General features: G+C 38.8%; 11 protein-coding genes and 1 pseudogene. 4 read left to right on the top strand and 8 right to left on the bottom strand.

Going from position 1 to position 23,362, the window contains the following annotated elements:
* Positions 1-6 precede the first annotated feature (6 nt).
* Complete coding sequence (locus DWY55_RS01925; RefSeq protein WP_279387219.1) at positions 7-3,018, bottom strand: SusC/RagA family TonB-linked outer membrane protein; 3,012 nt, start codon at positions 3,016-3,018, stop codon at positions 7-9.
* Between the two features lie 423 nt (positions 3,019-3,441).
* Between DWY55_RS01925 and DWY55_RS01920 the strand changes: the two genes are divergently transcribed.
* Together DWY55_RS01920 and DWY55_RS01915 are read left to right on the top strand one after the other, a co-directional pair.
* Entirely contained in the window at positions 3,442-4,662 is a 1,221-nt protein-coding gene (locus tag DWY55_RS01920; RefSeq protein ID WP_005828427.1) for an ATP-binding protein, read from the top strand.
* 135 nt (positions 4,663-4,797) lie between these two features.
* Positions 4,798-5,940: pseudogene (locus DWY55_RS01915) on the top strand (AAA family ATPase).
* 152 nt (positions 5,941-6,092) lie between these two features.
* On the opposite strand, the gene DWY55_RS01910 reads toward DWY55_RS01915, so the two are convergent.
* The 4 genes from DWY55_RS01910 to DWY55_RS01895 all read right to left on the bottom strand — a co-directional run bounded on the left by DWY55_RS01910 (position 6,093) and on the right by DWY55_RS01895 (position 12,091).
* Positions 6,093-7,586 carry a RagB/SusD family nutrient uptake outer membrane protein gene (locus DWY55_RS01910; protein ID WP_005828414.1) on the bottom strand — a complete coding sequence of 498 codons (1,494 nt, stop codon included), beginning with the start codon at positions 7,584-7,586 and terminating at the stop codon, positions 6,093-6,095.
* A gap of 18 nt (positions 7,587-7,604) precedes the next feature.
* On the bottom strand, positions 7,605-10,649 hold the full coding sequence (locus DWY55_RS01905; RefSeq protein WP_080597346.1) for a SusC/RagA family TonB-linked outer membrane protein: 3,045 nt from the start codon (positions 10,647-10,649) through the stop codon (positions 7,605-7,607).
* A gap of 679 nt (positions 10,650-11,328) precedes the next feature.
* A complete protein-coding gene (locus DWY55_RS01900; protein WP_005824336.1) occupies positions 11,329-11,520 on the bottom strand; it encodes a hypothetical protein in 192 nt (63 codons plus the stop codon).
* Positions 11,507-12,091 carry a zeta toxin family protein gene (locus DWY55_RS01895; protein ID WP_005824335.1) on the bottom strand — a complete coding sequence of 195 codons (585 nt, stop codon included), beginning with the start codon at positions 12,089-12,091 and terminating at the stop codon, positions 11,507-11,509. The genes DWY55_RS01900 and DWY55_RS01895 overlap by 14 nt, the downstream gene beginning before the upstream one ends.
* Before the next feature lie 404 nt (positions 12,092-12,495).
* Between DWY55_RS01895 and DWY55_RS01890 the strand changes: the two genes are divergently transcribed.
* Positions 12,496-12,993: an AAA family ATPase gene (locus DWY55_RS01890; protein ID WP_243633628.1), complete on the top strand. Its 498-nt coding sequence runs from the start codon at positions 12,496-12,498 to the stop codon at positions 12,991-12,993.
* Positions 12,994-13,226: 233 nt separating this feature from the next.
* Here DWY55_RS01890 and DWY55_RS01885 read toward each other — a convergent pair whose 3' ends face one another.
* The 3 genes from DWY55_RS01885 to DWY55_RS01875 form a co-directional block, all read right to left on the bottom strand.
* Positions 13,227-14,687 carry a RagB/SusD family nutrient uptake outer membrane protein gene (locus DWY55_RS01885; RefSeq protein WP_005824584.1) on the bottom strand — a complete coding sequence of 487 codons (1,461 nt, stop codon included), beginning with the start codon at positions 14,685-14,687 and terminating at the stop codon, positions 13,227-13,229.
* Positions 14,688-14,705: 18 nt separating this feature from the next.
* The gene (locus DWY55_RS01880; RefSeq protein WP_074668627.1) at positions 14,706-17,642 is read right to left on the bottom strand and encodes a SusC/RagA family TonB-linked outer membrane protein; all 2,937 of its coding nucleotides are present in this window, start codon (positions 17,640-17,642) and stop codon (positions 14,706-14,708) included.
* A gap of 859 nt (positions 17,643-18,501) precedes the next feature.
* A complete protein-coding gene (locus tag DWY55_RS01875) occupies positions 18,502-19,692 on the bottom strand; it encodes a site-specific integrase (protein WP_005824324.1) in 1,191 nt (396 codons plus the stop codon).
* 453 nt (positions 19,693-20,145) lie between these two features.
* On the opposite strand from DWY55_RS01875, the gene DWY55_RS01870 reads away from it, so the two are divergent.
* Positions 20,146-23,358, top strand: coding sequence for a SusC/RagA family TonB-linked outer membrane protein (locus DWY55_RS01870; protein ID WP_005835064.1), 3,213 nt, complete (start codon positions 20,146-20,148; stop codon positions 23,356-23,358).
* The last annotated feature ends 4 nt before the right edge of the window (positions 23,359-23,362 follow it).

Below are 23,362 nucleotides of genomic sequence, written 5' to 3'. Positions count from 1 at the left end.
ATACCTTTAGAATTTCACAGTCAGTCCGAAGTTATAAACACGGGCTGTCACATACGTATCGTCCGAACCTCCGTTGAAGGAATACTGCGGATTCAATCCTTTGCGTGAAGTCAATGTAAAAAGGTTCTCTACACCGGCAGTCAGCGAAAGGCCTTCTATACCTACACTTTTTAGCCAACGCTTGGGCAAGCTGTAGGAGAGATTCAGGTTCTTGAATACGAAGTAAGAAGAGCTTGTCAGCCAGCGGTCACTGGTGGCATTCAGGTCGGACGATTTGTAAAAGTCGGTGCGCGGAGTTCCATTCGGATCAATGCGATTGGCAGAAGTTTCTGTCATTCCCGCAGGAACTTCTTTCCAAGAATTCAGGATGTCCTTGTGGTAAGCGCTACCGGCAGCACCGGATTCAGACACCCCCATCAAGCTGGCATAGCTACCATCGTATGTTTTACCGCCTAAAGAATAAGTAAACAGCATGTTCAAATCCCAGTTTTTCCAAGAAAGAGCTGAGCTGATAGAACCGTAAACCGTAGGAAGTGCGCTGCCGGCCCAGTCACGTTTGGCGTATGAAGTCGCGGTAGCATAGTCCGTACCGTTGATGGTAGTCAATGCACCGGCTTCTTGGGCGGCGGCTTTCTTGTCCGGATCCAGTGTATAGAGAGAAGTACCGGTCATCTGGTCCACACCTTCGAAGTGGTAAGTGTACCATTCGTAGATGGAGTGTCCTTCGGAGTAGTTTTGCATACCATGCAAGATGTCCTTTCCATCGGGCAGTTTCACGATTTTATTCTTCAGGAAAGTAGCGTCTACGCCGATGTTCCATTTCCAGTCATTGTTGTTGATGACATCGGCATTCAAAGAGATTTCCCAGCCACGGTTGGACACGGTACCGATATTCTTGTATTGCGTCAGGTTCATCGGGGCAGTATCGGCAACCCAAGGATAAGAACCGGCAGAAAGCGGTAGGCGTACCTCAAACAGTAGGTCTTTGGAACGTTTGTCGAAATAGCCTATTTGGAAGTTCAGACGGTTGAACAGACGCCCCTCTACGGCAACATCCACCGTCTGTGTAGTTTCCCACTTGATGTCCGGTGCTGAAAGTGATTGTTTTACCAAAGCGGCTTCACCACCGTTCTTGTCAATGGTATAAAGAGCCATGTGACCATAAAGGCTTACGCCCATATTGTTACCGACTTCACCATAGGACGCGCGCAACTTCAAGGCATCCACCCAATCTACATCTTGCAAGAAAGCTTCTTGTTTCATGTTCCAGCTGGCACCAACAGAATAGAAGTTACCCCAGCGATTGTCCTTGTGGAAGCGTGAGGAACCGTCACGACGGAACGAACCTTCTACGAAATAACGGTTGTCATAATTATACTTTACGCGTGCCAGATAAGACTCCGTCTTGTCCTCATCATCACTTCCGGAAAAATAAGAGTTGTTAAGGAAATTGCCCATAGTAAGGTTTCCGTCTACAGCCATACCGGTGTTCATTCCGGAAGTGTACTTGCGCTCCCAACTATAGTTCTCGTGAGCCACCATAGCTTCCACGTTGTGTACCTGATTAAATTGATAGTTCCAGCTCAGAATTTCCTGCAAGGTTACAGTCTTGTATTGGTAGGCATAACTTGTCAAACGACCGCCATTCGTAGCACCGTCTCCAATTTCGGGATTGTCATATTTCTTATTGTTCGAAGTGCTGTTGTTCAGGTCACCTTTTACAGTTAATGAAAGTCCATACGGCAACGAGATGGTGGCAAAAGCTTGTCCGCCCAATACGTTGCGCACACTTTCCTGCTTATTATACAACATTTCGTAAGCGATGTTGCGGTTACTCAGATAAGATGAGGTGGTGTCATAAATTTTGTTACCATCGGCATCCAGTTGGTATGTACCGTCGGCATTGTGCATAAACAACGGATAGACCGGAGCCATATAACGAGTAATATAGAACGGATTGGCGTAATAGTTGCCACTGGCATTACTGTTATAGTCACGCTTGGTCCACGAGCCAGTCAGGTTCACGCCACCCTTGAACCACTTGTTAGGTGTATAAGTAGTGTTGATACGCCCGGAGAAACGTTCGTAACCTGTGGCTTTTACATATCCTTTCTCATTCAAGTAGCCTATGGAAGAATACACGTTGTATTTCTCTCCCGAAGTGGCGGCAGAAAGATTGTATTCCTGACGGTGTCCCGTGCGTTCGATGGCATTCTGCCAGTCCAAGTCGTCATAGCCAGCCAGGCGAGTGGCAATCAGTTTACCGTTATTGTCAAACAACTTATCACCAGCGGCATTGTAGATATTACGACCGATAGATTCACTAACCACGTGTCCCGTGGCATATGCGGCAGCATCGCTTGCCGACATGCCGGCATTGCTCATCATGGCATTCTTCTTGGCCATCCAGGTAGCTTCCATCCAGCGGTCTGCATCCAGACGGTCGTACTCGGGAATACCTCTGTTATACATACCTTGATTCATTTGCAGCGTAATACTCGGTTTGTGAGTGTTTCGTCCGCTCTTGGTTGTAATGATGACAACACCGTTGGCAGCACGGTTACCGTATAATGCAGCCGAAGCAGCATCTTTCAAGATGGACATGCTTTCAATATCATTAGAGTTTAGTTCGGCCATGTTTCCATCGAAAGGGACTCCGTCCACTACATACAGAGGATCTGAAGCACCTGAAACCAATGTACCAAAACCACGGATACGGATGCTGGGGGCAGAACCGGGTTCACCATATGTATTGTTCACTTGTACACCCGGTGCGGCACCTTCAAGTGCACCGGTTACGCTGGTTGTGATGCGCTTCTCTATTTTCTTATTGTCAACCACCGAGATAGAACCGGTCAACGATTCTTTTTTAGCAGTACCGTATGCCACTACCACAACCTCATCCAAAGCTTCTGCATTGCTTCTCATTGTCACTTTTACACTCGGCTTAATCGCCACTTCCTGCGTCTGCATACCAATATAAGAAATCACCAAAGTTTTCGCGGAACTACAATATATGTATATTGCTGAAAATTAATAATTTACAATCATTATAAAACAAGGCTTACTCTATTATATATTCTATATAAAGGTATATGGCGAAGGGAGGTAAGTGGTTTGAAGTACCCATTTCATACCATTTTGAATAATTAAAAGCTGATAATAAGCACGTTATTATTAAATTTCATTCTACCCTTTTAATTTGTGATGTACTAATTAACCCAACAAATGTTTTTTATTCAAGAATAACGATAAATTATATAGAGGAATTTATCTTGAAATATAGATTTTATCCATAAAAGTCCCAAAATTCTTTTTTGTTGAGAAATATTTAGTTTACATATATTATTTATAATGTATGAATGTGGAATATACATAGAAATATTCAATTATAATTGAAATATTTTATATCTTTGCATATAAACTAAATCATGTTTGAATATGAAAAATTATATCTCCCGTCCTTTATACATAAAGAGAATTGAACCGTTTATTGATAAAAGTATAATAAAAGTAATAACCGGCCAACGTAGGATAGGTAAAAGCTACATTCTTTTACAGATATCAGATATCATAAAGAAAAACATACCGGAAGCCAATATCATTTTTGTAGATAAAGAGCAACTTGCCTTCACGGAAATTAGGAACTACATGGATCTTTATCAATATGTTTTAAAGAAGGTTACTGGGTATAATCATAACTATCTTTTTGTAGATGAAATCCAAGAGATTGAAGAATTCCAATTGTGTCTGCGGAGTTTATTGAACGAAAATAAATGTGATATCTATTGCACCGGAAGTAATGCTAAAATGCTGTCCAGTGAACTTGCTACTCAATTGGCAGGAAGATATATAGAATTTCCCATTCACTCACTTAGCTATGGGGAATTCTTAACTTTCAATCAACGCCAAGACTCCACCGAAAGTCTAAAACTCTATCTTACATTCGGAGGTATGCCATACATTCATAATCTAACAATGGACAAGAATGTCATATTCGAGTATTTGAGAAACGTTTATTCTACTATCCTACTAAAAGATGTGGTTGCACGTGAATCAATCCGGAATGTATCTTTTTTGGAGAATCTCGTAGCTTATCTGATAGATAATACCGGCTCTCTTTTTTCTGCCCAGAATATTAGTAAATATTTAAAGTCGCAACACGTCAACATTCCCACGCAGACAATTCTGAACTATCTAAAGGCACTGTGCAATAGTTTCTTTATTTACAAAATTCAACGAGCTGAAATCCGAGGGATGAAAATCTTTGAGATTGGTGAGAAATATTATTTTGAAGATTTGGGATTACATAATTCCATACAGCATTTTGATTTTCGAAAAGACATCAACAAGTTAATGGAAAATGTTGTATGCATTGATTTATTAAGATATGGATATGAAGTATATGTCGGAAAGAGTGGCAATAAGGAAATTGATTTCATTGCTTCCAAGGACGACCATAAAGTCTATATCCAAGTAGCATATATGCTTCCCGATGATGCAACTGTTAGGCGAGAATTTGGCAATCTTTTGGAAATAGCAGACAATTACCCCAAATATGTAGTTACAATGGATGAAATGCAAAGCGGGGGAAATTACAAAGGAATTAAACAGATTTCACTGCGAAACTTTTTGTTGGCAGAGGATAAAGAAAGATTGTAAATCTATAATTTAATTTCCAATATGAGAAGAGTAAATCAACAGATTTCCTCTGACAGATTATATGAAACAAAGTTGGAGAATCGATACAAAAGCATTGTGATATTTGCATTATAATAAGATTATAATTTTTTTTGTATAAAGCATTCACTTTATGGAGAAGAATACCCTTTCATAACCAATGGATATATATCCGCTGAATATTTTTGTGACCGTGTAGCTGAAACCGGAACATTAACCCGTTATATCACAAATGGTAACAATGTAGCTTTAATATCTTCTCGTCGTTTAGGAAAGACGGGCTTAATAGAACATTGTTTTCATCAAAAAACATATCGAAAAGGAATATTATATTTTCTTGATTGATATATATGCGACTAAGAATCTTCAAGAGTTTGTTTTTGAGCTTGGCAAAGGAATTATGAATGGTCTGAAACCACGAGGTAGAAAAGCGTGGGATTTGTTTTTAAGTTGCTTGTCATCGCTTCGGGCGGGAATTTCATTTGATTTTGCAGGAAATCCCGGTTGGAATTTGGAGATGGGAGATATAAAAACTCCTTCTATTACTTTGGATGAAATTTTTTATTATTTGGAGAAGGCCGACAAGCCCTGCCTGGTGGCTATTGACGAATTTCAAGCTATTGCCAAATATCCGGAAAAAATATTGAAGCTGTATTGCGTACCCATATTCAGCATTGCGCAAATGCAAGATTTATTTATGCAGGTTCCCAACGGCATATGATGGGCGAAATATTCACAAGTCCAGCACGCCCTTTCTATCAAAGTACAGCCATCATGGAATTACATCCAATAGACATAGGAACTTACACAAAGTTTATTAGGAAACATTTCCTCATAGCCAATAAAGACATTACAGAAGAAACTGTTCAGAACGTATATGAACGTTTTGAGGGCATTACATGGTATATTCAATTCATCTCCAACTCATTGTATGCAATGACAGCTACAGGTGAAATTTGTACGGCAGACAAAGTGAGCATAGCGATCGAAAACATTTAGTCTCAGTTGAATTTTACTTATTCCTCTCTTCTTTATCAACTTCCTCCCAAACAAAAGGAGGTATTGTTTGCCATTTGCAAAGAAGGAAAAGCAAGGGAAATAACTTCTTCCAGATTCTTGAAAACCTATAAATTGACAGCCAGCTCAGTACAAGGAGCTATAAAAGGATTGTTGGACAAGGATTTTGTTACTTGTGAACTTGGAGAATACAAGGTTTACGATAAATTCTTTGAAATATGGTTATTGAAGCAGTCTAAATAAGATTGATATGTCAGTGCATCTGCAATGATTTGTGTTGCCCTCTTTATACAACAAGAACCAGATTTCGTTATATTAAAAAAGGAGAGTATTCTAAATTTAGATACTCTCCCTCTTTTATTCATCTGATTTGCACAATCTAATGTGGCACTTTATCATTTCTGCAAATTGGGATTATTCGTTACTTCACGCTCTGGAATTTCAAAGATCAATCTGGAGTCATCGTATGAGATTGTTTCACCAGTCAATGCGTAGTTGTTGTCACCACGTACCATTGATTTGTGGAAACGTTTCAAGGTAAGTAAACCTCGTCCTTCGGCCCACATTTCTACACGCCAGTTGTAGTATATGTTTTCCAGTAATTGATCAGCATTCATATTGTCCACTTCTGCAGCCGTGGCCTGATCCCGCTGTTCTAATAGAGCCTTCAATGCTGCTTTTGCCTCGGGCAGATGATTTGCCCGTGCATTGGCTTCAGCATTTATCAGGTACATCTCTTCAACTCGCATGTAAACAATATCATTTGTCCATGTACGGTCTCCCATTGCTTTTCTTCCGGCATCATAAAATTTATACCAGCTAATCAATACAGACGGATGAAACCACTGTTTACGAGTATCTGTTTCAGGTATTTCATTATACAGATTATGGTCTATCATTTTATAATCACCTGCAGAACAGTAGCTATAAGTGAAATAATCTACCTGTCCCCAGAATGTGGGCAAACCTCCGGTGTTATCTTTGGTAATATCAAATGCCCACATCCATGAACCGATATTGATACTCCGGAATCCAGATTCGATAATTTCAGTTTCACTCATCAAAGGATATCCTGAGTTATTGATAATATCGGAAGTTAATGCAGCAGCATTCTCATATTCACCTTTGGTCAAATAAACATAGGCAAGTATTCCTTTAGCTGTCCATTGGTCGATTTGGTCCTTAGTGCCGTTGGGACGACCAATACCTGCTGATTCCAACTCTTCCAAAATATTTATTGATTCCTTCAAGTCGATAATAACCCGTTCATACACTTCCTCCACTGTGGAGAGTCCTAATGTCTCTGCTGTGGTTTGAGAACGGTAAAGAGGTATGGCCTTAGCATTTTTATCAATATCGTAAGGTTTTGCATATAAATTCACCAAATTGAAATACGAATGAGCCCTCAAAGCTTTTGCTTGTGCATAATAATTTTGGTTATCCTCATTAGCCGGTACACTTTCATCTCCTCCTACAGTGTCAAATATTTCATTGCAGGCCTTGATGATGCGGTAATAATACCTCCACAGCATGTAGGTTCTATTTTTTGTGGTAGTATTACACTGCAATCTAGCTGCATCGCTAAACCAGCCGTAGGTTTCTCCGCTCATTGCCAGATCCCCACTCATTAAATCTGTGGCAATATCAATGGATTTTTGTCCGAAATCGTCGTGATTCGTCGTACCGCCTGTCTGCCAGGCAAATGTTGTGGAATACGTACCTAATGCCTGACCTAACATGATATTAGGATTCCACACTGCATTTTCTTTTATCTGGTCAGATGAAATATATCCATTTGGATCTTCCTCCAGAAAAGATTCTTTACAGCCAGAAAGCACCAAGGCTACTAATGCAGAACAAGCTGCTATTTTATATATTACATTTCTCATATTCAAATGATTTTATTGTTAGAACTGAATCTTAATACCTCCCATAATAGTACTCAATGGAGCATACTGACTTCTGTCAGAGCCTCCGGAATCCTCATTAGGATCTGTACTGACGGTATTTCCTGCCATTGAGACAAATCCCTTACGAGCCGAAATGAACATCAGGTTGTCACCGGAAACATAAACCGACAAGGAACCAATGTTCATTCTATTCATCCATTTTTTAGGGAATGTGTAGGATAATCTTACATTGGATAAATTCAAATAAGAACGACTGGTAATGAACCGAGTAGAAGATGCATTTGTATATTCGTCATATCCGGAAGTTAAACGTGGCACGTCTGTTATATCACCCGGCTTTTGCCAACGATTTTCAATGTCATTATGCCAGTTTCCACTACCAGGTGTATTGTTAGACATTAATGTAGCATATACACCGTCGTAAGCATATCCTCCTAAGCTATAGGAGAAAGTCGTATTTAATTCGAAACCTTTAACAGCTAAATCAAAACCGAATCCCCCTTGTAAAGTCGGAATACCTGATTTCCCGACATATTTCTTAGTTGCGTTGTTATAATCGGAGGTCTTTTCTACTTCCAAACGCTCTATCTTATTGTTTTGCTGGTAAGTTACCATATCTGTAATCAAGTCCTTGCTTCCATCGGCTTTTACATTATAGTATGAGTTGTATAATGCCATACCGGTTTCTGGATCTACACCGGCATATTCTCTTATATAGAAATCATACAGAGAATGTCCTTTCGACCATCCGTAAGCACCTTGTATCTCCAATGGCTTTTCTTTTCCTGTGGTATCATCCATAGGCATCTGGGTCATTTTATTCTTATAATGTCCACCATTAACACGTAAATCAAGACTTATATCATTCGTTTTCACAAGATGTGCCACCAAAGAAAATTCGAGACCCTTATTGACCATTTTACCGTCATTGACGGGGTATTGTGCATATCCCAGCGATGGAGATACTTGCTTTAGGAACAACATATCTTTGGTAGTCTTATTGTAGTATTCCACTTCACCTTCCAAAATATCGGCTATATTAAACTCGATACCAGTATTCCATGTTTCGCTGCGTTCCCATGTCAAATCAGGATTACCTTTATATTTAAAGCTAAAACTGATTTCATCATTCAGGTTACCGATCGTATACAAATCATTGTAAGGATAATAACCTGCAATGGTAGGATTGGTGATAAAGTCTTGGTTACCCAACACACCCCAACTTAACTTGTATTTCAAATTCTTCAACCAGCTCACGTCTTTCATGAAATTTTCGTTAGTGATGGCCCAGGCGGCGCCGATAGAACCGAATGTTCCCCATTTCTGCCCTTTGGCAAAACGTGATGAACCATCACGTCTTAATGTTCCATGAAAGAAATATTTATCGTTATAATCATATCTAATTTGTCCGAAGTAGCTTTCCATGTCAAACCCGTAGGTTTGAGAATCCATATAGTCCATAATTACAGCATTAGACCATTCTGTATTGTTAGGACGAACAATCTTTGATTTCTGGCCATAGTTGTCAGATGACTTGTAGAATGTAGATTCATGCGCAACGAATGCATCGAGATTGTGCACACCAAAACTTTTCTTCCATGACAATATCTGGTTTGACGTGAAGCTGAAGAATGTACTCATGTTTTTGAAAATACGTCCTAACCCCTCTGCATCACCATAATATGGATTTGTCAATTCATTGTTTTTTGTACCAAGATATTGCAATCCAAAGTTTACCGTTCCTTTGAAGTCTTTCAAGAAAGTTGCTTCAAACATGGCATTTCCGTTGAATGAATGAGACTGGTACTCATTCTTGTCCAATTGAATCGCTCCGGCTGGATTTACGCCTGAAGCGTAAGGACGTCCATAACCTTCAGCCATACCATAATCATACAGATATCCTCCGACCACATTATCCTTTATTTTATTGCCATCTGCATCACGTTGGAATACCGGAAATATGGAAGGCATAAAATTAATGAATTGGAAACCATTGTTCATGTTGTCACCTTGACCGGGCTTATTCAGTTCCATATAGCTATAAGCCATATTAACATTTGATTTCAACCATGAGGTGATGTCTTGAGACAGATTGGAACGGGCATTAAAACGTTCAAAATCCGAACCTATATAGTATCCTTCATCTTTCAAGTAACCGAAAGAGGTATAATGTGATAACTTGTCGCTACCTCCTGATATCTTAACATTGGCTTCTACTTTTTCTCCTGTACGGAAAATATAATCTTCCCATTTCTCCGGAGTAAATTTGCGGACTACACCTGCCTTCATTCTTCCAGTAACAGGATCTATCAGATTTTTACCTTCAGCCTTCCACATATTATATACGGGGGCAATACCGTAATCTGCATCAAAAAGGTCTTCGCTTGCATATTGTTTGGCAGTAGCTTCATCCTTAGGATTGTTCGCGCGGTACATATATTTGTTTTTAATACCTTCCCATGTCAGTTCAAGAAACCTTTCAGGATTTTCCATCGTGTCATAAAGAGGAATTATACGGGTGTTGATACCATATTTTACATTTGCCTCAACCTGCGTTTTTCCTTTTTTACCTCTTTTGGTGGTCAGCAAAATTACTCCATTGGCAGCTCTTGAACCATATAGAGCTGTTGCTGTTGCGTCCTTCAATACGGTAGTTGACTCTATGTCTGAAGGATCAATTCCACTTAAATCTGAACCAAAGGGGATTCCATCCACTACATACAGCGGAGCACGGCTTGAATTTACAGAACCTAAACCGCGAATTCTGATGCTTGCATTTGAGCCGGGTTGTCCACTAGTTGAAATAACTTGTACACCTGCTACTTCACCGGTTAGCGCTTTAGATAATTCGGACGGATTTTTGTTAGCAATACGGTCTCCTTTAATTTCAGTAGCGGAACCTGTGAAGGATCTTTTTGTAGCAGTACCATAGGCAACAACTACAACTTCATCCAAAAGTTCAGTATCACTCTGCATGACAACCCGTACATGCGGCTTAATTGTAACCTCTTGAGTCTGCATGCCGATGTACGAAATTACCAAAGTTTTCGCGGAACTACATTATGTCTATATTGTTGATAATAAGCAATATAAAATAAATAAAAAGAGCTCCTGAAATAAAGTATTCCTCTAGAGAAGATACTCTATACATATCCACTGTAAATGACAATCTACTTATATAATACTATTTGTAATGGTAATATCCTGATTTGAAGGTGTTTAATTCTGTACTGATGTGCTATAATCATAACGTCAGGATCTTTTTTCTCAAAAACTAGAAGGGCTTTGTCAATATCTATCATTTAGTTGCTTTTTGTCAATTATTTACTCGTGTTGTTTATTCCATCTATGAGAATGTAAACCCTTATGTAAAATACTATTGAATTTATAATGGTTACATAAACACTATCCTACCTATTTATCCATTTTATGCATAGAACACCATGTAATTGTCTCTATCTTATAAATGGAGATTATTCCAAATACAAAGTAATTGGAGTAAAGAATTCTATAGCTATGAAAAACTACTGTTTGGAGCATGTCAAAAACGTAATGAGGAGATTTTCTTGTAAGAGAATATAGTCTACATAGAATAACGAAGACTGAGTGGATATATTTTTTATTATAATTCAGGGGAATAAAGAATGTACTTTGTAATCCGCGCTGACTCTCGTGTCATGCAGACAATTCAGGTTTGCTGTTTATTGAAGAGAGGATATTTCTATCGTTTCAGCTCCTCTCCATAAAGTTTACGCAGTATGATACGTGCCGGTACACTTTTAATCTCTCCATTGGGCAAGCCTTGTATAATGCATTCATTGCGCAATGCTTTTTCTTCAAGCATACGACGTTCGGCTAATGCCAAACCGAAATGTAACTTTTCGCTTAGTTCTTTTCGTTCATTCTCTGACATAACTTTGTATTTTATTAAATCGTTCAATGTGATGTATATGCATTTTCATTCCTCGTCCACCTTCAGCAACAATTATACGGGGTGTTTCGCTATTATCTGCCAATAGCCAATAGTCCACACAAGGCATATAAATATTGAAAAAGTTATCAATACCTGCTTGATAACGCCGGAGCACAACCTCTTTTGGAATGTCGTGTCCACCATTACGTACACGTTGAGCTACACGCTGAATAGCCAAGTCGGGCGAACTTAGCCAGAAATATATTAAATTGACTTTATATCCTTGTTCTTGTGCACGATGGACAAGGCGAGTGTAAGATCTTGTGGCAAGTGTGGTTTCTATAGAAAAGTTTTGTTGATTTTTCAGCAATTCATTGATTCTTTGCAACATCAACCGTCCGGCTTCAATGGCCATACTTTCGGGATTAAAAGGAGATAATCCACGAGCTATTTCATCCGCATTGACAAACTCCTTGCATTCCAGAACATCCGGCAACACAGTATAAGATGCCGTAGTCTTACCAGCACCATTACAACCGCTAATGATGTAGAGTTGTTTTTTAGAATCCATATTCATGCATTTATCTAATTGCAAACATACAATATTTTTATAAGATTATGGATAATTGATAGTTATTGTTTTTTAAAAGTTGATTGTTGTTGCGAGAGTCTAGAATAAAAAATGAGGTTGTGCAGTTCACATTTTGACAACCTCTATCAAAAACACTTTATTTTCCAAACAACTCCGGTGGAATTATTCCCTTCCAAGGTTTAACTCATCGTTGTAATCTGTTTCATTCAGATGCTGTTCATAATTTAATTTGCAATTCCATATAAAAAATAGGTTCCTTTGTTACAAAACTTTCTATTGGCAATCGAAAGTTTCTCTATTTATATCATATTTTTTTGTATATTAGCAATATATATAAAGAGAGGAAGATTGTGTGGATAAAAGTCTATTACGCTAAGTTATTTATGAGCAGAGAAACGAGCAAGGTGTTTGTTGCCGGCAGTAATGCCAATCTACTTAGTAAAGAGTTGGGCACTTTTCTTACTGGCAGATATGTCACTATGGAACTTTATCCTTCTTCTTTCCATGAATTCCTGAAACTAGAGCAAGTAGCAATAAAACAAGATACATTTTATGCTGCAGAAGGCAAGGTGCTACTCCTTAGTGAAATACAAAAATACCTAGGAATAGGAAACTTTCCTCAATACATTCAGTCAGATAATGATAACTACTTGCTTTCACTCTATACCGACATCATTTATAAGGATGTAGTGGTGCGAAACAAGATAAGCAATGAAAGGCAGCTTGGAGAGATGATGTATTATTTGGCAAGTAACGCTACTCATCGCTTTGCGTACAATTCTGTAACTAAGGCTGTCGATGTTAAAAGTCCGGACACGATAAAATCATATATAGGATTTGTGGAAGATACTTACTTGGTACGACAACTATCAATTATCTAAAGGCATAATTATTACTTTGGAAGACGAGGAAGAAATAACCGTTAATCCCCGGCAGCAGATTTCTATACGTCCTATTTGGAAATGATTGTTGCAGAAATAAAGTGGAAAAGATAGAATAACAAAAGCCGCTTACTTCACAGTGAACGGCTTTTAAAACACTTTATTTAGAAAACACCCTATCAAATAGAGATGTTTTGAAAGTTCAGAAATCAGATATACTCCTTCTTACAGACTTATTTATAAGCAGGATTCTGATCATTATTTGTCAGTTCTCCATTAGCATCAATCTCTGCTTGCGGAATAGGTAATTCAAATCTATCAGAACCAGCAGGAAGGTCTAATTGACTGGTCCACAAATCGTGTCCGTCAACTCCAGTTCTTGTCAATGCTAAACCTCTACGTTTCATGTCGAATAGGCGATGTCCCTCTGCAAATAATTCACGCCTTCTTTCTTGTTGTATCTCATCTGCTAAACCGGCATCCGTTCCACTATATTTATCCAATCCACGAGCTATCCGAACAACATTTAATGCTTCTTTAGCCACATCATAATGCTGTTTGTCAGCAGCTAATTCAGCAATAATAAGATACATCTCAGAACCACGCAGCATATTGAAAGAGCCTTGTCCCATTTCATTATTACGACTATGAATCTTTGTTGTCAAGTATCCTGTTTCACTGATATAATCGTTTATTTCAGAATCTTTCGGGAACTGAGTTTTGCGTATATCTTTATCTTCCATTAGATTAATCAAAGCCTTTGAAACTCGTAATGAGCTATAACCAATAACAGCATCTTCATAATCATCTCCACACAAATACCAGAAAGAGGGTAATGAAAGATAGAATTGATTATCATCAGTTGGACATTCGAAAGCCCAAAGTGTTTCTGAGTTAACTTCACAGAAATCAGCTGTGTAAACTGCCGTATTCATCAAATTAACACCTTTCAATGCAGCATTGGCATGTTTGATACCATTTGTTTCATCACCTAAATCCAAATACAAACGTGCAAGAATTCCATGAGCAGCATTCGCACCGATATATGCCTTGGATGAAGAAGAATGTTGGTCCAACAATCCACATGCTTTTTCCATGTCAACGACAAGCTGATTATAAACATCTTTTACTGTAGCACGAGGAAGGTCTTCTGTTCCAGAAGAAATACGTAAAATTATGCTCGGATTATCCGGGTACTTGTTTACAGGTTTGGCATACATTCTTACTAAGAAATGATAAGTATAAGCTCTTAGAGATAGCGCTTCACCTTCAATTCTGTTACGCTCTGCACTTTCTGCCAGGTTTCCGATATTATCCAAAATGGCATTCGTATTATCTATGATACTGTAACATCCCTTCCACGGGTCATCAGTATAGGTACTTCCTGGAGAAACTGTATATTGATAAGGAGACACAAAACGTCCATAATTGTAGTTGGGGTCAGGTGTCACCAATGCGTCATCTCCCATAATGTCAGGCAAGAAGAAAATATATTGGTTGGTCATATGAGCCAACCAGCCATTGGTCAACCAGTCATAAGCACCGGTCAACACTTGCTGCGCACCGTCTATCGTAGTAAAGGTGTTAGAATCGGACATTTGGTCCGAAGAAGTAGTATCCAAAAAATCATCACCGCAATTTGCCAAGCTAAGACCTATTGCAAGTGCTATTATAGTTTGCTTTATTCTATTCATCGTAATCTCAATTTTAAATTAGAAACCAACATTTATACCAAATAAGATTGTACGAGGCAATGGAACCGTACCTGCACCGTCCAATACTCCGGTTACACCTCCCAATTCCACATCGTAACCTTTGAAACTACCATCCAAGTTCCATACACAGATATTCTCCAGACTTCCAAAGAAACGTACTGTCTCCAACTGTATCTTCTGTGTCCATTTTTTTGGTAGAGTATAACCTAAGTTGATATTTTTAAATTTAATGAAATCTGCATCGTGCAAATAGCGGCTTGATGTAGAATGAGAACTTGAAGTGTTATTGGGCAAGAATGCAGGATTCGGAGCGTTTGGATTCTCTTTTGTCCAATAATTCGCTTGATCTTTGATGGCTTGATAACCGTTGTTGTTACCATCATTCAGCAAATTGGCTTCGTACGCATCATATATCTTTCCTCCAAAACTATAAGTAAAGAGGAATGAAAGGTCTAATCCTTTAAATGTAAATGTATTATTCAAACCTCCAAATACATTGGGAAGTGCAGAACCAAGTTTGTATTTGTCTGCAGTAGAGTAAGTTGAAGTGGTAGTTCTTTCACCTGTCGGATTACCTTTATCATCTTTTACGTCTTTATACCAAAGTGGAGCACCGGTTTCTTTATCTACTCCGGCCCATTCTTGCATGTAAAATTCATAAAGGCTGTAGCCTACCGTACGAACTTTTGTACCAACAACTTCCTGTTCTTCGGGATAAGAAGTGATTTCATTCTTGTTAAAAGAGATATTGAAGTCGGTTCCCCAATTAAAGTCTCCGGCTTGAATATTCAGGGAATGCAAATCTACTTCTATACCAGAGTTGCGCATACCACCCAAATTAGACATAATTATGTCCAACCCCGTAGAACCGGCTAAAGGTTTTTCCAATAACAGTTCATCAGAGTTTTTGATATAATAGTCAATGGATCCATGTAGGCGACTGTTAAGTACTGCAAAATCTAACCCCACATTGAAGTTTTTGGATTTTTCCCATGACAAATCAGGATTTGCTAATTGAGAATGTCTGAAGCCAGACTCTCCGTTATAATTGGCTCCACCTTCATAGAAGGCTTGATAACCATATAAGTAATCAGATGTTTTGTTACCTGAAGTACCATAGCTGGCACGCAGTTTCAAGTCATCGAGCCAAGTAATATCTTTCATGAAGTTTTCTTCGCTGATACGCCAATTTAATCCGACACTCCAAAATGTACCATAACGATGTCCCGGTGCAAAACGTGAAGAACCATCGGAGCGGATACTGAATGAGGCAAAATATTTATTCTGATAATCATAATTTAATCGACCAAAATAAGAAAGCATGCGCTCTTTATCTGTTACAGAACCTACTTCTTGCGGAGTAGCAGCTACATTCAGCTCTGTCAAACCACCAATCGGAAATTTTGTTCCTTGTGCATAAGTGCGCTTGTACTCTTTATTATAGATTTCATAACCAGCCAATACCGAGAAGTGATGGTCTTCCTTTATGTTGAAATTATAATTTAATGTACTGGTCAATCCAAAAGTGTTGTTCCAAATGGCATATTTGTACAAGCGTCCTTGTGCAGCTTTACCATTACCATGTTCCGCATTATACCATTGCGTTTCATCCAAATTGATATAATCATATGAAAGACTTGTTTTCCAATGAACTCCATAAAAGTTGAAATCCACGTAGGGATTTACCAAAACACGGTATGTGTTAGTTGCATATTTGTCAGTTTGTGCAAATGATATAACATTCATATCCTGAAATATGGGATTCTTGAAGTTATAAAGAGGTTTGCCATTTTCATCATATTGCATTTGGAAATTTTCATCCAAATCATATACAGGAACAGCATTGGGTAGGAAAATACCATTAGTCAAAGGACTAGCACCGCCACCTCCACCTACAGGAGTGTTTTGTTTTGCCAAAGAGAAAGTGGAATTGATACCCATACTGAACCAAGGTTTAATTTCCGTTGAGACATTTGTACGACCTGAATATCGTTCAAAATCCGAACCAATCACAATACCCTCTTGATTCATATATCCCATAGAAATGAAGTATTTTGATTTCTCGTTTCCTCCATTTACACTGATATCGTATTCTTGTGACATCCCGGTTCTGAAGACTTCATCCAACCAATCGGTATCAATCATCAATTGAGCACCAGATGTCAAGTCGCCAGAAGCATCCAGAGGGTTAGCAACATTATATGGATTTCGCCCATACATGCTTTGTGTGGATTTGTTGGCTGCAGCGGAAGCTTCTTCTGAGGACATGCCTTTAGCAATATTATTATTATAGAAGCCTCCATAATACAGAGCATAATGTTCGGAGGCATTCATCAAATCATAACCACCAGAAGGGAGTTTGGAAGATGACATTTGAGCTTTAAAACTAACCTTGGCTTGTCCTTTTTTACCCTGCTTCGTTGTGATCAGAATAACACCATTGGCCGCACGTGATCCGTACAAAGAAGCAGCAGAAGCATCTTTTAAGATGGTAATAGACTCAATATCATTCGGATTTAAGTTTGAAAGTGGATTTGCACTTGTTCCATATTTACTGGTATTTGCAACTTCACTTAAGTTTGCAGCTTCAATAGCAACTCCATCTATAACATAAAGTGGGGTACTTGAGGCAGACATAGACCCGATACCACGAATACGTACCTGTGTAGACGAACCCGGTTGACCGGAGACACTTGCGATCTGCAGTCCAGGCGACAATCCTTGTAATGCTTTCTCAAATGAAGTAACTGGAAGCTTTTCCATATCACTGGATTTGATAGTAGCAACAGAACCTGTTAGTGAGTTCTTCTTTGCAGTACCATAAGCTATGACTGTTACTTCATCAAGAATTTCACTGTCGGACTTTAAGATGACTCTTAAAGAAGGTGCGACAGCCACCTCTTGCGTTTGCATACCAACATACGAAATTAGCAGAGTTTTCGCGGAACTACAACACTCTTATTTTATTAATAATCAAGCGATTATACCATGTAATAGAAATCACTATAGCGAAATTTCCTTTCTCACAAGGTGTATGTATAGGGGTACAATGTATAAAACCTTACTGCTGTGATACTATTTGTTGGATTAATGACTTGGTTATCATATGTATATCATAAAGTTAATACGTTGCTTAAAGATTTTAAATGATTCTTCCTCTTATATGAAGAATATCTTTTGTCAACATCTATCATCCTAGCTGCTTTCAATGAAGCATTTACTCTACATTGTCATTTTATTAGCGAAAGTACTAAAGTCTATGTAAAAGAATATTTCAATAGCTTCAAAAAACAGTAAACTCAAAACTTTGTGATTAGCTAAACAATCAAGACAACTGTTGTTTCTTCATAACAGTTTTCATCATTTTTGCTTCCACACTTCCACCCGCTCCTTGTATCCCTCTATTCATCGGCATTACAGACGCTGTGGAAGCAATGCAAAAGTGTGGAAGCAAAATTTGCTTCCACACCTCCAATCAGTCTTAAATATTGATAACACACCAATGTCAATCTTCTATTTACACTATACTATACTTAATTGATTCTCAGTAGTTTCTTACTGCAAAATTTTGCAAACCTATTGCAGCGATACTGCAAAGCTGTTGCAGTGGTACTGCAAACTAATATGCAGCGCGGCTGCAAGCAATATGCAGTGATACTGCAAACAATATGCAGTGGTACTGCAAAACGTATGCAGTAAGTTTGCAGCGAGCAAACTGAAACTGAATAGTGAATGAACAGACTTTAAAGGAGAAGTATATGACTAACGATATGAAAGTGTAGTATTGGCTATGCTAAGTTCGTGTTTTTTTAGGCAAAGGCATGAGTGCATGGTTCTTTTCTAAATCATGCACTATAGTCATATCCATTACATTTGTATACACTTGTGTGGTTTTAACACTTTTATGCCCCAATAATTTTTGCACCGTTGTAATGTTTACTCCATTATAAATCAATAGAGTTGCATTAGTATGGCGAGCAGTGTGAAATGAAATTTTTTTTGATAAACCAGCTAGGCGGGAAATCACAATTAAATCCTTGTTCACATTAGAGTTATCCCTTAAATGAAAGAAGCTTTGTAAGTCATCCCGATATTTGTCCAGAATAACAAGCCCTTTTCCTTCGAATAAGAGATAAAGAGGTAATCTGACTTCTGTACTCGTCTTTATGGATTTATAAATTAGCCAGGTTTCTTGACGAATCTCCACGATGTTATCGGGTGATAAACTGATAAAATCAGAATATCTCATTCCTGCATAGCAACAAAACAAGAATGCATCTAAAGTCTTTTGCAATTTAGTATATCTGCCAGCCAAGCTTAATTTCTCCAACTTCTCCAACTCTTCAGGAGATAAGTGCGTATGCTTGTTTTCTATAGTTTTAATCTTGTACTTTCGAAAAGCGTATTTTTGTATCTCCATATAATCCTTGTTGATGGCGACATTTATATGTCGCTTCAGATGCTTCATATGTTTGGCTATCGTATTTGTGTGATAACCTCTTGATTGCAAGAAATATTCAAAGGAGGATATGAATTCGAATGTTAAATCAGAAAAGGTTACATCCTTTTTGAACTGTTGTAATAATGAAAGAGTGGAGAGATGATTTCGTTTTGTACTTTCTTTTAGAGTAGAGTTTGCTATCTCTTGCCTAAAAAAAGGAATAAAAGAGGTTTTGTTTTCGCTTGTGCTCAAAACATCCTTTAGTAACTCTAATGAAATACGCCTTCCTTGCTGCCACAATTCCAACTCTTTTTTTTCTATCATAGCCATGAACTCATATATCAATCTATTCAGCGCATCTGCATTAGGATGATTCTTCACAATAAGCTTTTTATTGTCCCACTGTTCTGGCTTTAAATAAACTTTGGTTGAAAAATACTTTTTCTTTCTGTCCAAATAGGCTTCTACTTGTACCAATGCCATTCCTTTTTTATTCAGGCTTCTTTTTCTGTTGTACACTAGATTGTAAATAATCTTACTCATTTTACTTGATTTTAATTAATACCAATAACAAATAAGACGATATTCTGTGCTCGATGGGATTAGAATAAGAATTAATATCTCTAAAAAGTGTCTTTTTGTGTTTAGCTATTAATCGGTATTTAGCCTCCGGGAACTCTCAATTTGTTTCAAAATCAGGTCCGTTCTCTGTTTTAGCGGCTTATTTATTAACCATTTTGTTTTAAAATATGTGTATTTCTTGGAAAAATCATCCTAAAAGAGGGAATCATAGTGATAGTAAACATAAGCCAGTTTAGGTTTTTTAAGTGTGAAAAATCTGTTATTAAGCATAAAGTGGCATGTTTAATTAACAAATTGATAGATTTACAAGGTTTTTTCAATAAAATAGTTGTTCGTTTCAGTTTTATTAATATATTTGCACTTTGTTAGAGTAAAGAAACAATTAATGTAAAGTTAAACTTTAAGAGAGAATTTATGAAAAGAAAATTAATGCTGTTATTGGCCTGTCTTTTTGTCGGAATAGGCCTAGTAACTGCCCAAACCCAGAAGGTTACAGGTGTTGTAATTTCTGAAGAAGACGGGCAGCCAGTTATTGGAGCCTCTGTATTGGTAAAAGGTACACAAATTGGTGCTATTACCGGTGTAGATGGTGATTTTACATTACCAAACGTACCAAGTTCCGCGAAAACTCTGGTAATTTCGTATATTGGTATGCAGACCCAGGAGGTGGCAATAAAATCCAGCGTAAAAGTGGTGATGAAGTCTGATACTGAGATGCTTGATGAGGTAATGGTGGTTGCTTTCGGTACAGCAAAGAAGTCTGCATTTACGGGTTCGGCTAAGGTGGTTGGTACCGAAAAGCTGGAGCAGTCGCAAGTGACGAATGTTACCGATGCTTTGGCAGGTGCTGTGCCGGGTGTGACATTGACTTCCAATGACGGTGCTCCAGGTGCAAAATCATCCATCAAGATTCGTGGTTTTAGTTCTATCAATGCAAAGAATGACCCTCTGATTATTGTGGACGGCGCTCCTTATAGCGGTGATATTAATAATATCAATCCTAACGACGTTGAGTCAATGACAGTATTGAAGGATGCAGCTTCGAATGCACTTTACGGTGCTCGTGGTGCTAATGGTGTAATTATCATCACTACCAAAAGAGCCAATATGTCGGGAGAGGCTAAGGTGACTTTTGATGCTAAGTGGGGTGCTAACACTCGAGCGTTGCAGAAATATGAAGTGATTGACAATCCTGGCATGTACTACGAGATGCATTATCGTGCCATGAACAATTATTATAAGTCAACGGGAATGAATGACCAAGCTGCATGGCTTGAGGCAAACAAGAATCTGTTTGGCTCCAACGGTGGATTGGGATACAATGTATATACAGTTCCCGATGGGCAATTCCTCATCGGTCAGAACGGTAAACTTAATCCCAACGCCACATTGGGTAGAGTTGTGAATTATAAAGGACGTGACTATCTGCTGACTCCGGATGATTGGGAAGATGTGGGAATGCGTACCGGTCTGCGTCAGGAATACAACTTCTCGGTGAGCGCAGCCAATGAAAAGTCCTCTTTCTATGTTTCTTTAGGTTATCTTGGAAATGAGGGTATCACTGAAGGCTCTGACCTGAAACGTTTGACAGGCCGTTTGAAAGCCGACTATCAGGCAAAGAAGTGGTTGAAGATTGGTGGTAATATGGGATATGCACGTTTTGATTCTAACTCGTTGAGTAACAATGGTACCAGTTCGTCTACCGGTAATATATGGGCGTTTGTTACCCAAATGGCTCCCATCTATCCCGCCTACGTGCGCAATGCTGACGGCAGCATCATGGTGGATAATAATGGTATTGGAATGATGGACTACGGTAGTGGTATCAATGCAGGTATGCAGCGTCCTTTCATTGCTGATGCCAACCCTATTCTAGACAATAAACTAAATACCAGAAACTCTGAAGGAAATGCCATTAACGGCAACGCCTTTGTAGATATAACTCCTATAGAAGGCCTAAAGGTGACATTCAATGGTGCTTTCAACTTGGATGAGACACGTCATAGTTACGTTTACAATCCTTACTACGGGCAGTTCGACTCCACTGGCGGTACAGTGAGTAAGTATCATACACGTACTTACGATTACAACCTGCAACAACTTGTTTCTTATGCCCGTTCGTTTGGCGACAATAACTTCGATATTCTTTTAGGTCACGAATATTATGATTATCGCTACTATGAACTTGGGGCCAGCAAGTCGCAGATGTTCTCTCAAGGCAATAAGGAATTGGATGGTGCCATTATCGACGGACAAGGTGCTTCTTCCTATAAAGAGCGTCGTAACAATGAAGGTTTCTTCGGCCGTTTGCAATACAATTATGACGAACGCATCTTCGGCTCGGCTTCTTTGCGTCGTGATGCTTCCAGCCGTTTCCATCCGGACCATCGCTGGGGTACATTCTGGTCGGTAGGCGGTGCGTGGCTTATCAACAAAGAAAGCTGGTTTGATGCTTCATGGGTGCAGGAACTGAAGCTGAAGGCTTCTATTGGTTCACAAGGTAATGACAATATCGGTGACTTCCTCTATACGGATAGATTTAACATTATCAACTCTAACAACAGCCTTGGTACTTCATTTAAATCTAAGGGCACTAAAGACATCACTTGGGAAACCAACACTAACTTCAATATCGGTGCAGAGTTCCAGTTGTGGAACCGTGTAACCGGTAGCATCGAGTACTACAGACGTAAGACTTCGGATATGTTGTTCTCATTTACCGTGGCTCCATCATTGGGTTATGCTTCCTATATGGACAACGTTGGTAACATGGTCAATAGTGGTGTGGAAATGGACTTCAATGTGAATATCTTCGATACACGTAACTTTACGTGGGATGTGAATGTGAACATTTCAACCTTGAAGAACCGTATTACGATGCTTGATCCTGATAAGTTGATTACTACTGAGTATACAGCTGATGGAAAAGGATATAAGGGCTATTCTAACGGAAGCTTCTTCATTGGTGAGGATTTGTCTATGTTTACATGGCGCTTGAAGGAGTATGCCGGAGTGAATGAAAAGGGTGAGTCTTTGTTCTATAAGAATGTCAAGGACGAGGCCGGCAATATCACCGGACGTGAAACGACTACGAATCATGCTCAGGCTGACTATTACATCACAGAGGAAAGCTCAATACCTAAGGTGTATGGTGGTTTCGGTACCAAACTGAAAGTATATGGCGTGGACTTCGGCATAAACTTCACTTACCAGATTGGTGGTAAGCAATATGATGGTACGTATGCTTACTTTATGTCGTCACCTTATGGTACGGCTGGTTACAACTACCATAAGGATTTGCTGAACTCATGGACTCCTGAGAACACAAATACTAATATCCCTCGTTTCCAGATGAACGACCAATATTCAGGGGCAATGTCTACGCGCTTCTTGACAAATGCAAGCTTCTTGAATATCCAGAATATTAATGTGGGCTACACGTTACCTTCCAAGTGGACAAGAAAGTTGGCCATCAACTCATTGCGCGTGTATATGTCGGCAGAAAATGTTTTCTATTGGTCTAAACGTAAAGGGTTCGACCCACGTCAGTCATACGACGAGACAACCAATGCTACTTTCTATTCACCGATGCGTACCATCTCCGGTGGTGTGTCATTTGAGTTCTAAACCT

It is taken from the genome of Bacteroides sp. AF25-38AC (genome assembly GCF_003602995.1).
Taxonomy (GTDB): Bacteria; Bacteroidota; Bacteroidia; order Bacteroidales; family Bacteroidaceae; genus Bacteroides; species Bacteroides uniformis.
The sequence above is the reverse complement of the archived record's forward strand: the minus strand, read 5'-3'. Positions and strand labels throughout refer to the sequence as shown.